7 protein-coding genes are annotated in these 14,153 nt (G+C 45.0%); 1 reads left to right on the top strand and 6 read right to left on the bottom strand.

The features are described from left to right. The 3 genes from ACYQ0C_RS02390 to ACYQ0C_RS02380 form a co-directional block, all read right to left on the bottom strand. Positions 1-2,508, bottom strand: coding sequence for an alpha-L-arabinofuranosidase C-terminal domain-containing protein (locus ACYQ0C_RS02390; protein ID WP_016275451.1), 2,508 nt, complete (start codon positions 2,506-2,508; stop codon positions 1-3). 24 nt (positions 2,509-2,532) lie between these two features. Then, complete coding sequence (locus ACYQ0C_RS02385) at positions 2,533-4,476, bottom strand: glycoside hydrolase family 43 protein (protein WP_032941443.1); 1,944 nt, start codon at positions 4,474-4,476, stop codon at positions 2,533-2,535. A 126-nt stretch (positions 4,477-4,602) separates the two neighbouring features. Then, positions 4,603-4,755, bottom strand: coding sequence for a hypothetical protein (locus ACYQ0C_RS02380; RefSeq protein WP_159106265.1), 153 nt, complete (start codon positions 4,753-4,755; stop codon positions 4,603-4,605). An 87-nt stretch (positions 4,756-4,842) separates the two neighbouring features. On the opposite strand from ACYQ0C_RS02380, the gene ACYQ0C_RS02375 reads away from it, so the two are divergent. Then, positions 4,843-7,347: a helix-turn-helix domain-containing protein gene (locus tag ACYQ0C_RS02375; RefSeq protein WP_016275449.1), complete on the top strand. Its 2,505-nt coding sequence runs from the start codon at positions 4,843-4,845 to the stop codon at positions 7,345-7,347. A gap of 420 nt (positions 7,348-7,767) precedes the next feature. Here the strand turns inward: ACYQ0C_RS02375 and ACYQ0C_RS02370 are convergent, their stop codons facing one another. The 3 genes from ACYQ0C_RS02370 to ACYQ0C_RS02360 all read right to left on the bottom strand — a co-directional run bounded on the left by ACYQ0C_RS02370 (position 7,768) and on the right by ACYQ0C_RS02360 (position 13,957). Further along, positions 7,768-8,910 carry a glycoside hydrolase family 43 protein gene (locus ACYQ0C_RS02370; protein ID WP_025077031.1) on the bottom strand — a complete coding sequence of 381 codons (1,143 nt, stop codon included), beginning with the start codon at positions 8,908-8,910 and terminating at the stop codon, positions 7,768-7,770. A gap of 240 nt (positions 8,911-9,150) precedes the next feature. After that, the gene (locus ACYQ0C_RS02365; protein WP_016275447.1) at positions 9,151-10,842 is read right to left on the bottom strand and encodes a RagB/SusD family nutrient uptake outer membrane protein; all 1,692 of its coding nucleotides are present in this window, start codon (positions 10,840-10,842) and stop codon (positions 9,151-9,153) included. 13 nt (positions 10,843-10,855) lie between these two features. Continuing rightward, a complete protein-coding gene (locus ACYQ0C_RS02360; RefSeq protein ID WP_016275446.1) occupies positions 10,856-13,957 on the bottom strand; it encodes a SusC/RagA family TonB-linked outer membrane protein in 3,102 nt (1,033 codons plus the stop codon). Positions 13,958-14,153: the final 196 nt, after the last annotated feature.

The raw sequence follows: 14,153 nt of genomic DNA, 5'->3' as shown, positions 1-14,153 counted from the left end.
TTATCTATTATTATTTTTATTCTTATTTATCCGGATTACCGTAAATGAATAGGCCGGCAATTCATACCCGAATTTCTCGCTTACCTCCATGGTACCGGATACAGGACGAGTCTGTTTGTCAGTGGGTTTTCCTGCCAGAACTGTCTTTACAGCAGTAGTATCCATTCCTTCCAAGGACGGAAGCTCTACTTGCGCATTCACCGCTACGGGCAACAGATTCACCAGTTTCACAATCATATCTCCTGTCTTTCCATCACGGACCACCGACACGCCTATTCGTTTCTCCACCGCATCCTGTGTGTTATCCAAGGTCACGGAAGAAGCGATGTATTCACTGCCCACATTTTGTCCGTACATTTGCTGCGCATAGTAACCTACGGTGGGTTTCACCTCCGTATTGTTGAAATAAATCAGATCCGGATTCCACTGGGTATGCCCTTCCTTGGCCAGTAACGGAGCGTAGGAAGTCATGGTCACCACATCGGCATTACGCTCCACGGAAGTCAGGTACAAGGCCTCGGCCAATGCTGTTTCTATGTTGTTGGGACGTCCTGGCAAGTGAGCCGCATACTCTCCCAGATACACTTTCGCCTTGTTACGGTCATAACGGTCATAGAAATCTTGGTTGTTGATAAACCATCCCGGGGTGTTATAATAATGTTCGTCCACCATCGGAATACCTATCTTGGAGGCGAACTTCCAGCCTTCCTCATAATCACTGCCCTCATAGAACGGACCTACCGTTCCAATAACGGTCACTTCGGGATATTTTTCCTTCACCGCATTGAAAATCATGGTGAAACGTTCTTCAAAGATATCGGTAATCAAATCCTCGTTACCAATACCGATGTATTTCAGATTAAAGGGTCTGGGATGTCCGGCTTGCGCACGCTTCTTTCCCCACACGGTCTTCTTCGCATCTCCATTCGCATATTCTATCAAATCCAGTACATCCTGCACATACTGCGGCATTTCCTCCATCGGGATACCGCCCTGCTGGCCGCCGCAACCCAGTTCGCCTACCGAATGATGGCTGCAAGTTCCCGAATTCTGGCAAGGCACTCCGGCTGCCACTACAGGAACCGGTTCTGCCCCCATGTCCTCACAGAACAAGAAATATTCATGATATCCCAAACCGCGGGTCTGATGATAGCCCCACAAATTGCGTAGAGGCTTACGTTCTTCCAACGCCCCTATAGAGCCTTTCCAATCATAAATATTGTCCACGCCATCTCCATGAGCCACACATCCGCCGGGGAAACGGACAAAACGAGGATGAAGGTCTGCCAAGGTCTGTGCCAAATCGGCGCGCAGTCCGTTCTTCCTGCCTTTGAACGTGTTCTGCGGAAACAGAGAGATCATATCCAGATGCACTGTGCCTGTCAGTTTAGGCTCCAGCGACAATACGGCAGCATGTACATCCGCATTGGCAATCAGAACAGTACGTTGCTGTTTCCATTCCTTAGAAGATACATGTACAGCCGACTGCGCCACTTCCTTACCCGCCTGGTCCAACAGGCGAACCAGTATCTTACCTCCTTTACTGTTTTCGGGAAGACGTGCAAAAAGCGAAAAATCATACCTCTCTCCCTTTTTTAGGGAAATACCATCAAAGCCGTCGTTCTGTAAAGTAACTCCCGGCTTCACTTGAAGCACAGCATAATGAGGATTGTTCTCATGCAAAGGATTCTCTGAAGCAATGGTGACGGTCGAAGCCCCTTCCAATTGTCTGACACTCCACGCATAACCATTATCCCACCCTTCCCTAGAACCATCTTTGACAGAATACTCAAAATCACGGTTCTGAATGAGTTCCGCATAGAGTCCACCATCGGCAGCATAATTGATATCCTCAAAGAAAATTCCGACTAGATGCTCGCTGATGGGCTTCACCTGTCCGGCATCCACCTTGATGGTAGCAGTGACCGGCATCAGTCCGGCAAAGCGAACGGCATCCTGTTCGGCGCGCTCATTGTTCTGTATGTCGCGGTATTTCTTATGCTCGGCAAAACGGATCAACTGCTCTATATCCGTATAAGGAACTTTCTGTATATAGCCGTTCAGGGTATCTTTATTGAGGACAATCTGCCGGGCGGTGGCCAGCCGGGGTACAACAGGTTCCGCCGCATTGACGTATTGTTGGGGAGACCACTTCAGCAAGTCGGAAGAGCAGGAAGTACCCCATACTTTTCCGCTGGGTGTGAGTTGCCACCGACAATACCAACGTCCATCCTCCGCTTTTTCCAAAAGAGGTTTAATCATTCTCTTTTCCGAGCCCCAACGTCCGAAGTCACATTTCAGATAGGCGAAACCATCGGATACACTCAGCCATTTGTCACCATCGGGACTCCATGCGAATTTCAGTCCGCTGCGTCCCTCGTCCTTCGGATGGGCGTAAGAGAAAAGATAGACCGAATCGGGTTCGTTATATATTTTTTCCACTGTGGCGCAGACGGGTTGGCCTGCCGCCAGTGAGGCGATTGCCAAAGATAACAAGGTCTTTTTCATGGTATATGCTTTATGGTAATATAATTATAATGTGGGAACGACCTTTCTGATGGTTCCGTCCGGATTAAATTCCATACGGTCTATACATACTTCGCGATGTACACCGGGGCCTTTCTCACGGTCTATAAAGTTCTTATTAATACGATGATATACCATGTACCACTCATCCGTACCCGGAATTTGCAGGACTGAATTGTGTGCCGGGCCATAGATTTCCTTTACAGGATCCTGAATCAGCACCACCGGCTTCTTGGCAACTTTTATGGGACCCAGCGGAGATTTCGATGTGCCGTATGCCACATGATAGTTGGGCGAACCGGTATCGTCCACCGACCACATAAAGTAGTAAAGACCGTTACGATAGAACACATAAGGTGCTTCACGATAGGCATAATCTTTTAAAGTTCCTCCTTTGGGAGTCATTACCGTAACCGTATTTTCTTTGATGGAAACCATATCCTCATTCAATTCAGCTCCCGCCATATATCCATTCCCCCAATACAGATAAGGTTTTCCGGATACAGGGTCCGTGAACACGTCCACATCAATCTGCTGCCCGTGCCCCACGGGTGAATCTGTAACAATGGGATGTCCCAAATCCTTGAAAGGTCCGGTGGGAGAATCCGCTACTGCCACCCCAATCTGCCTGCCTCCACCGGCAACAGGATTTCCGCTGAAATAAAAAAAATACTTGTATTTTCCATCCATCTGTCTTTCCTCGATGCAAGGAGCCCAAGCATTGCCGTTCGCCCAAGAAACCTGATCGGACTTCAAATCAAGCATCACCCCTTCGTCTTTCCAATCTTTCAGATTATCCGAAGAGAAGACAGTAAAATACCATCCACCCCATCCGGGCTGTCCATCGGTGGTGGAATAGATATAATATTTTTTAGTCTGATGGGAATACAAGATCTCGGGATCAGCGTGGAAACCTTGCAGCACCGGGTTGTTGGGGATAGCGATATGGCCCATTTCTTTTGAAGGCCATTTGTCGGTAATTCGCTTCAGTTCAGCACGGGTAATGGGGATAATCGTTCCATGACGCGGATGGAAGTTCATCTTCACTTCGCTATCTATCACTTTGAAGTTCTTCAAATCAGTCGTTTCGGTAAACTGGTATTTACCTTTCATATAAACATCATACATCAGAATGTATTTATCCTGTCCTATCAGTTTGAAAGTTCCCGCACCTTCCACCGCATCGGTGGTCTGTTGCTTGTAGTCAGGCTCTTCCTTCCATTGTCCTGAAGTCAGCGAACGGGTGGTTGCCACCCGAATGCCGTTTCCGTGTCCTTCGGTTTTATAGAACAGATGGTAAATTCCATCTTTATATACGATATCACCGTCTATGCAAGATTTCTTGTTTTCGGGAATAAAAAGCGGTTTCGGCTCACCTTCCAAATCGGTAAATGCGGCATTGGCATAAGCATAGTAAATCACGTCCGCCCCATCGCCATATTTCATGGACCAATAAACCAGGTATTTCCCAGCCTCCGAATCGAAAATAGTCTGAGGCGCCCACACCCGTTTCAGCTTTTCCTGTCCACCATAGCGTTTCTGCATATTGATGACAGCATGACTCCAATTCACCAAATCCGTGGATTTCAGCAAGACCATGGCACGGTTGGAATCCCATCCATTGTCCGAAACCATGTCAGTGACCACCATATAGAATGTCTTTCCGTCTTCGCAACGCAGGATATGCGGGTCGCGCACACCACCGGTAGAACTGATGACTTTTGAATCTATCACGGGCTTGTTGTCATTCAGTGCCCAATAACTGTATCCGTCCATACTCACGGCATAGCACACAGCTTCTTCACTGATATGATTCCCTGTGAAATAGGTAAAAAGATAGGCTACATAATCTTTTTCAGCTACATTGTTTTGATTATTAGCAGGTTGTTGCGCTCTTGCCATCCAAGGCACAAGGCAGGCCAAGAAGGAAATAAGGATTTTGTGTGTCATCATGATTAGTTCAAAATTTATTTGATGCAAAGATAGAGAATCCCCTCTTGATAATGGGTATATAAATCTTTCAAATAAGGGACTTTTTTCGGTCAAATGGGGGAAAATAAGAAGTGAGCGCTCTTTTTATACCTCTCTGTCCATCTTTCCATCCCTGGTTTCATCCTCCGTAAAGGCACGAGCTGTCTGCCCGGACCAGCGGTCACGATCTTGAGAGTAGTACACCCAAACGAACCATTTGGGAACAAGGCTACCTATAACCCAAGGATAGCAGACCACATTTTTTCAAAAGAAAAATGCCCAAAGTTTCCCCACCTTAAATAAAAGCAGTAACTTTACCGAACAATATACTAACATTAGGAAATAATGAACAACCCAGAACTACAGCGTGCCTGGCAAATAATAGAGAATACCGGCACCCATCTCTTCCTCACCGGAAAAGCAGGAACCGGAAAAACAACCTTCCTACGCAAATTGAAAAAAGAGTCCCCCAAACGCACAGTCATAGTCGCCCCCACCGGAATAGCCGCTATCAATGCGGGAGGTGTTACCATCCACTCCTTCTTTCAGCTGCCATTCGCACCTTTCATCCCCGATACCACGTTCAATACCGAACAAAAACATTTCCGGTTCAGCAAAGAAAAGATTAACATCATCCGAAGCATGGATCTGCTGATTATTGATGAAATAAGTATGGTGAGGGCAGATCTGCTGGATGCCATCGACTCCGTACTCCGTCGGTATCGGGACCGGTACAAACCCTTCGGAGGCGTACAACTGCTGATGATAGGCGACCTGCAACAACTTGCTCCCGTAGTGAAAGAAACAGAATGGAATATGCTGAGCCGCTATTATGACACGTCTTATTTCTTCGGAAGCCGCACTTTGAAAGAAACTACCTACGCTACCATCGAGCTGAAACAAGTCTACCGCCAAAACGACCCTTATTTTCTTTCCTTGCTGAACAAAGTCCGGGAGAATAAAGCCGACGAACAGACACTCACCCTATTGAACCAAAGATACATTCCCCATTTCCATCCCGCCAAAGAAGAGGGATACATCCAGCTCACCACTCACAATTACCAGGCGCAACAGATTAATGACCACGAACTCTCACTCATCAAAGAGCCGGCTTTCAGTTATAAGGCAGAAATCACCGGAAATTTTCCCGAATATTCTTATCCTACAGATGAAACATTGATACTGAAAAAAGGAGCGCAAATCATGTTCGTCAAAAATGACCCTTCACCGGAAAAACGCTATTACAATGGTATGATTGGCGAAATCAGCGTTATAGATGAAGCTGGCTTCACCGTCCGCACCAAAGAGAGGGATGAAAAAATCATTGTCCAGCCCGAAGAATGGGCAAACAGCAAATATGTGCTGAACGAGGAAACGAAAGAAATAACCGAAGAACAGGAAGGGGTTTTCAAGCAGTACCCTGTGAAACCGGCATGGGCCATCACGATCCATAAAAGCCAGGGACTGACTTTTGAACATGCTATTATTGACGCCCACTCCGCCTTCGCCCACGGACAAGCATACGTAGCTTTGAGCCGGTGCAAGACCCTGGAAGGAATGGTGCTCAGTTCCCCGCTTTCCCTCCATGCCATTATCAGCGACACAACGATCGACAACTATAACCAGTATATAGAGACACATACCCCCAATGAAGAATTGCTCCGCGCCATGCAGCAAACTTATTTCCTCAATCTCGTCAGCGAGTTGTTCGACTTCTCCCGGATTGCCCGTTCATTCAATGAGCAAGTCCGACTGATTGACGAACATTTCTACAAACTCTTCCCCCAGCTACTGGCAGAATATAAGAAGCAGATTCAGATATTCACTACCAAAATCGTGGATGTATCCTATCGTTTCCACAAACAATACGAACGTTTGGTAGCACAATATCCTGATTATGACACAAATAACAGTCTGCAAGCACGCATCATAAAAGGAGCCGCCTATTTTGAACAAGAATTACGCCCTTTCCATAAACTGGCTGAGGCAACCCATCTTCCCACAGATAATAAAGAACTAAGAAAGAAAGCAAACAACACCTTGGAGGAGTTTCTGAATGCCTTGACACAGAAACTTTCCCTGCTACAGTATGTAGAAGAAAGTGGCTTTCATGTCAGCGACTATCTACGTAAAAAAGCGTATATCCTTTTAAGCGAAACCGATCATGAAAACTCCGCCAGCACAACAACACGAGACAGAAAAGAGCGCACTCCCCAAGAACGCTCCTCCAGAGAACGGAAGAAGATCGAAGTACCCAGTGACATACTCCATCCGGAACTTTACCGGAAACTCACCGAATGGCGTGGAGCTAAAGCAAAGGAAACCGGCCTGCCGGCCTATGTCATCATCCAGCAGAAAGCATTGTTGGGAATGGTCAATCTACTGCCCGATGATGCAGAATCATTGGAAGCTGTCCCTTATTTCGGACGTAAGGGAGTAGAGAATTATGGCCTGGAGCTTCTGGGAATTATCCGGGGTTATATGAAAGAACAGCATCTGCAACGCCCTGAAATAAGAACCGTTTTCGTCCCCCGAGAACGTAAAAGAGATAAAGAAGACACCAAAAAGATCAGTTTCAGGTTATTCAAAGAAGGAATGAAGGTAAAGGAAATCGCTGAATCCCGTGGATTGGCTACCAGTACGATCAATAAGCACCTTTTACCTTATATTCAAAGCGGTGATATCAAACTACAAGAATTGGTCAATCAGGAAAAAATAGATCGTATTACAGCTTATCTCCGGAAACTCCCCTCACTTCCACAAGGACTGACGGAAATAAAAGAAAAGTTAGGCGGAGATGCTTCTTACGATGAAATACGTTTCGTCTTTGAAGTATATAAAAAGCTATAGAACAGCCCTAAGTGGAATGTCACAAAAGTCTTTTTCGCCACAGGTCTTTCAGATTCATAATCTTGACGACCAACCTCTTGAAGTCTTCAACCTGCATTCATCTGCATCACCTGTGGTGACTTTCATTCTCTATAAATATAGGCACATAGAACGGTTATGAAAACAGGAAGGCACATTTCATCACGAAATATGCCTTCAATTCTAACTTAACCTAAATCTATTATTAACCTCACAGTATGTTCATCTTACCCTTGAAAACTATCACTAATACCTCAGACTCTATTGTATCTTCTTACCGAAAAACAAAGATAGAGCTATCGATAGAGAAGCACTATCACAAATGATTCAAAAATAATACCAAATCATTCAGCATTCAATCATTGCACATTTTTTATATCTTTTGCATCATTTGTGATAAGATTATCGAAAGAAATCCAGTTTCCAACTATTCATCCATTCCACGTATGGAGTTCCTTCCTTGAATTGGATGGGCAACCAAATATAACGGGCATCACTAGGGTGCTTCGGGCGCCAGATATCTGCCATAAATATAAAGGCATCTTTCTTTCCCTCCACTTTCAGAATATACGTGCTCTGTCCACCAAAAGTAAGTTCCGAATCCGGTCCCACACAAGGATTAGGATGCTGAGTCCACGGACCATGAATAGAAGAAGACGAGAACATACGGGCCTCATTGGGAGCCCAACCGGTACAGCCGGAAGTGATCATCCAATAAGTTCCGTCTTTCTTGAAGATGGCAGGAGCCTCATTGTGTCCGGCAGGAGCCACACGCACATAGTTTCCTGTGTGTGAGAGGTAGTCATCACTCAGTTCTGCTATCTGAAGCGTGAGGTTTTCTTCGGAAGAGTAGATATGGTAGGCTTTGCCGTCCTCATCTACATAAAGGGTCATATCACGGGACATCTGTCCACCGTCCAAGTCACGTTTCACTATCAAGCCTTTGTTTACGGCATCCGTCCATTCAGGAGTCCACCATTTCTCATAATTCTTGGCATTCAGTGTATCCAGTACCGCAACAGCCTGCTCGTCCATATCGGCAGGTAGTTTGCCGGCATTGACGCGCCCCGAACGAATGAAACGGTAAGGACCGGTGGGAGTATCACTGACAGCCACTCCGGCACGAGCGGCCGAATAGCCTTTTCCTTTCAGTTCCAGATGAAACCACATCACGAACTTTCCTGTTTTCGCATTATAGATCACTTTAGGACGTTCCAGAACGCAGCCACGTGCTATGTCGCTGCTGTCGTCATCAACTACGGCAAGCGCCACGCTTTCGTTCTTCCAGTCGGTAAGATTCCGGAAAGAATAGCACATCACTCCCACCATGGCGCTGCTGGTGGTATCGCATTTATTCTCGCCGAACCAGTAGTATGTTCCGTCATGGTACATCACTCCGCCTCCATGGGCATTGATATGCTCGCCGTTGTTGTCAGGCCATATCTCGCCTGAACGAATGGGTTTCAGCGGCTCATTGCTGCATCCGCAAAGAAAAATCAAAGCAGTGCACAATACACACAAGCTGTTTCTCAGTTTACTCATCATAAATTATTTTTTTTATTGAATGTTTCTAATTCTCCAAAAATACATATTCTGTTAATAAAAAAAGGAATATAATTCGTGCAAAAGAGTACAGAAATCAACCAAAAGTCTTTTTTATTCTTTCTGCCGGAATAAATCACATCAGATTCTCCGAAAGGGAAATAAAATAAGGGCACTCTCTTTTGAAGATATGCCCTTATTCTCTTTCAATATTCTATATACCTATTTTTAGACCCAACAAAATCAATAACCCGGATTCTGCTTCAAGTCCCCATCCTTGTTCAACTGAATCTCAGTCAGAGGTATCGGAAGCAATGTATGGATATTAACATCAAAACCTGTAATAACCTTATTGCCAGGTGCGGCAGGTTCCACATCTCCATTCAGTTTGATGCGCTCAGCCAATGTATTCGTCCGGACCAGAGTCATACGACGGTTCTCCTCACCAATCAATTCACGTGCACGCTCATCCAGAATGAAATCGATGTCAATCTGATCAGCCGTTACCTTACCGGCACCCGGAGCTACCCCACGGTAGTCTTTAAAGGCACGGTCACGCAACACATTGATGTCATCTGCCGCCCCCTGTGTATTTCCCTGACGGAAACGAGCCTCCGCCCGGAGCAAGTAAGTTTCTCCCAAACGCATCACAGGCCAGTCCTTCACCACAGCATAGCCAAAATCATCGGTTTCATCATAAGCTCCCCATTTAGTGGTATGAGGATAAAATACATTCAACGAATCTCCTGCGTGAGGAATCACCCGGTCACCTGTCTTCAATGTCACATTTCTTACGCCTTTGTCCTTGTCCACCAGGAAACCTTTAGCATCAATACCGAATTCTTTTGAGAAACCGGGCTTGTTATACCACATCACACGACGGATATTATAATTAGAATTACGGATATCACCTTTCTCATATAATCCGTATTTCACAAAATTACTGAGACGCAAACGGCCATTACCACGTCCACCTATGGAATCCGCATTCACCATACCATCCAGTTTATGAAAAGCAGGCACCCAATTACGGCGCTGTTGTGGATTGTCAATTGTACCACCGTTCACATCACGGTTATATTCCATTTCGAAAGTCCAGATAGCCTCCGCATTTCCCTGTGAACGACGCTGATTCCCCCAACGGAACATATCATGATAATAATCCCCCGGCTCGGCCGCATATTTGCCATATCTTGCCGAAATCAACTCATATTTACCGCTTGTTATAACAGGTGTCACCGCATCTTCCGCCTTCTTGAAATAAGAAGCGTCACGCATACCCATCCGAAGATAGGCTTCTCCCGCGAGCTGTCTTGCCATATCTTGATTTATACGGCTTTCATTTTTGGCGGCTCCCACTATCGGAAGATTAGACATGGCATAAACCAAATCGGAATCAATAACCCCATCCACCTCGGCCACCGCATTACGAGTATAGTCAGTACGCGGAATACTGGTCGACTCTGTCACCAAAGGCACATCCCCCCATAATGTCACCAACATATTGTACGCATAAGCACGGAAGAACATAGCTTCGGCTGTTGCCGCCGCATCACCACCTTCAGCCTGTGAAGCGATAATCTGATTCGCACTATTAATGAGTTCATATAATTTTTCCCAAAGGAAACTTACCCCAGCATTCTCTGCATTCAATTCCTGATATCTGTAAAAAGGAACCTCTACTCCCTGAGTGTCACCGGGAGCACCGACATCCGTACCTACCTGCCAGCATCCTACAAATCCCTGCTGACCGGACATTCCCCATATAGCGGCATATTGACGGTGCAGACCTACTAATTTCGCATTTACATCTGAGACTTCCGGACCGTAATTAGAATACATCTTCTCATCCAGAAAACTATCGCTGCATGATGTGCCTCCAACAACGAATGCCGATGCAGCAAAGGTAGTTAATAATATATTTCTAAGTTTCATAGTTTTTCGTTTTTTAGAATGTTAAGTTAACACCAAATACACAACTCTTAGTCATCGGATAGTTACTGCTATCATATACAGTCTCGCCCCTTGTCGCATCCCAAGAACTGTTGCCACGGGCTACCTGGCGGGCTTCAGGATCCCAACCTACCCAATCTGTGAAGGTGAACAGGTTACGTCCGCTCACATAAAGTTGCAAACCGCCTATACCCATCTTCTGAATCATCCGTTGTGGGAAAGTATAGCTCAATGTGATATCTTTGATACGCGTATAACTGGCATCACAAGGGAAACCATATCCATGCTTGTTTGAGTTTTTACGTAAAGAACGCCATTCGTTACTCTTATTCTCCGGAGTCCAGTAACCTATTTCAGTAGTCGTATTACGACGTCCCATTTCATCACCCGCCATACCTATCAATGAATTGTTCTTTTTCAACCCTTGTGTAGTTTGGATAAAGATACTCAATGTGAAATCCTTATAGGTAAACGTATTCGTCAGACCACCAATCCATTTCGGTGTTGTCTGTCCTTTGATGGTACGGTCATTATCATCAATCTTGCCATCAGGTACTCCGTTGGGACCACTGATATCCGCCAACTTCACATCACCGGCTTCCGCAATCGGATCCCAATTCAAATGATCGCCCCGTGCTATCTCATCTTCCTGCCAGATTCCAACCATCGTATAATCATAAATCACGCCTATCGGATGTCCAAGGAACCAACGGTTGCCCAAGTCGTTCTGTCCATCTCCATAAAGGTCTTTTATCTCATTCTTATTCCATGAGAAGACCAGATTGGAACTCCACGTAAAGTCACCTGAAACGATATTACGAGAATTCAATGTCAATTCCACACCCTTGTTTGCCGTTTCACCCATGTTGGAAAATACGGTATTATAACCGCTTATTTTCGGCAAATTACGCTTCAGAAGCAAATCGTTGGTTCTTGAGAAATAAACATCGATATTACCCGTCAGGCGATTGTTCCAAAGCCCGAAGTCCAGACCGATGTTGAAACTCTTGGTGGTCTCCCAAGTCAAGTCAGCGTTACCCATCAAGTCATTGGGCCACAAGCCGGCATTCGAAGCCCCGCCTAAAGCCAACATGCCCGAATTCATCTTCACACGTGACTGATATACTCCGATAGCCTCGTTACCCGCTTTACCGTAAGAAGCACGCAGCTTTAATGTGTTCAACCAGTTACTGGAAGGCTCCATGAACGATTCACGGGCAATATTCCAACCTAAAGCAATGGAAGGAAACACACCGTATTTGTTATTGTCACCGAAAACAGAAGAACCGTCCCGACGAACCGTGAATGTGAACAAATAACGGCTGTCATAAGAATAATTGATTCGTCCCATTTGTGAAACTGTCGTATAAAGGTCGGTATATGAAGCCACACTAGGTGTTTCCGCACTACCCATATTATGCCACTGCTGGTCGTCATTAATAAACTTACTGGCCATAGCCTGTGAGCGTTGGTATTTCTTGCGCGAAGCGGCATACAAAGCAGTCAGATCCAGATGATGTTTCCCAAAATCACGGTTATAGGCAAGGATATTCTCTATGGTATAACTTTGTGTTTCCTCATTCTTTATTTCAGCATAACCGGTCTTATTATTCACCGACTTGCCTTCATAGTTATTATAACGTTTGGGCATATATGCATAACCGCCATTGAATTTATAAGTCAGTCCTTGAAGAGGAGAAACCAGCTTTCCGAAATCTATTTCGGCATAACCGTTTATATTGATATTCCACTGACGACGTTCGGGATTGGTAGTAGTCCACATCAACGGATTGGTAAACAAAGTTTCACTATACATCGGATTGATGCAATAGCTGCCGTCTTCTTCATACATTTTCGCATAAGGAGACATAGCCTCAGCCATCAGAAAGTTTACACGCCCACCGTCACGGTTATGAGATACAATATATGAGTTAGTTCCCACTTTCATATAATCAGTCACATTCATATCGATGTTGGTACGGATAGAATATCGTTTATAGTTGAATCCTTTCAGCACACCTTTCTGACTCATATAGTCGGCAGAAACGTAATACTTCACATTGTCCGCCCCACCACCGATACTTACGTTATGGTCTTGGATGATACCTGTTTGCGATACAGCTTCAATCCAATCATTCTCTATACCATTAGCTTGATTTTCCGCTTCGTATGCATTCTTCACATACTCATTGTACATGGTTTCACCGGGATTCTGTGACACATAATCCCTATAGCGCTGAGTGATTTGAGCACCATCACAGAAATCCAATTTATGAGAAAAATCCTCCACACCGAAATATCCGTTATAACGAATGCTAGGCTTGCCGGAAGCACCACGTTTGGTCGTAATCAAAATAACACCATTCGCACCGTTTGTTCCATAAATAGCTGTGGCCGAAGCATCTTTCAAAATTTCCATGGATTCAATATCATTCGGATTGATATCATTCAATGTACCTCCCGACTTGCTGATAGGCACACCGTCCACTACAATATACGGACCGGTATTGGCATTGATCGAATTCTGACCGCGCACCAAAGCATCCGGTGCATCCCCCGGAATGGAAGATGTCTGTGTAATAGTAACACCTGCAGCCGCACCTTGAACCGCCTGTAAAACATTCGTCACAGGAAGTTTTCCTAAACGTTCCTTCCCGACTGAGGTTACAGAACCGGTCACATCCGATTTCTTCTGCACACCATAACCTACCACCACTACTTCATCCAACGTTTCGGTATCTTCCTGCAAAATAATGTTAAGTGATTTTCCCGGAGTAACTTTCATTTCCTGATTCTTATATCCTATATAAGAAATAACCAGTGTAGCTCCCGGAGCCACATTCAATGTAAAATTACCGTCAAAATCAGTAATCGTACCATTGGTAGTGCCTTTCTCTAAAATACTGGCACCGATAACCGGTTCTCCCGCCGGGTCTTTGATTGTACCTGAAACAGATTGTTTCTGCTGCTGAACTGTTTGTACGGAAGCCACCATCTCTCCGGCCATCACACTGAACGGCTGAGTTGCAACAAAACCTGTACAAAGCAATAAGGCGGTCAAAGCCTTTCGATTTCTTAAGAACGAGTTTGATTTCATCGTTTTTCTTATTATTAGATTATTACAAGGTGATTAATAATTCACTTTATCACATAGAAGATTCTTTTCCTAAAAGACATCTTCTTCAATAAGATTGGTTAACTTTACGTCTTCATAAGCATCAAGTGTTATTATTTCATCTTTCTTTCGCAAATATAAAAGGTGTTATCAAATGCAAAGGAATAAAAACCGTTCA

The organism is Phocaeicola sartorii JCM 17136 = DSM 21941 (assembly GCF_054653615.1).
Note: the sequence above shows the minus strand (reverse complement) of the source record. Positions and strands in the feature narration are given on the sequence as shown.

Coding starts and splice junctions, on each gene's coding strand:
- ACYQ0C_RS02390 (WP_016275451.1), bottom strand. CDS start 2,508: ATGAAAAAGACCTTGTTATCTTTGGCAATCGCCTCACTGGCGGCAGGC.
- ACYQ0C_RS02385 (WP_032941443.1), bottom strand. CDS start 4,476: ATGACACACAAAATCCTTATTTCCTTCTTGGCCTGCCTTGTGCCTTGG.
- ACYQ0C_RS02375 (WP_016275449.1), top strand. CDS start 4,843: ATGAACAACCCAGAACTACAGCGTGCCTGGCAAATAATAGAGAATACC.
- ACYQ0C_RS02370 (WP_025077031.1), bottom strand. CDS start 8,910: ATGATGAGTAAACTGAGAAACAGCTTGTGTGTATTGTGCACTGCTTTG.
- ACYQ0C_RS02365 (WP_016275447.1), bottom strand. CDS start 10,842: ATGAAACTTAGAAATATATTATTAACTACCTTTGCTGCATCGGCATTC.
- ACYQ0C_RS02360 (WP_016275446.1), bottom strand. CDS start 13,957: ATGAAATCAAACTCGTTCTTAAGAAATCGAAAGGCTTTGACCGCCTTA.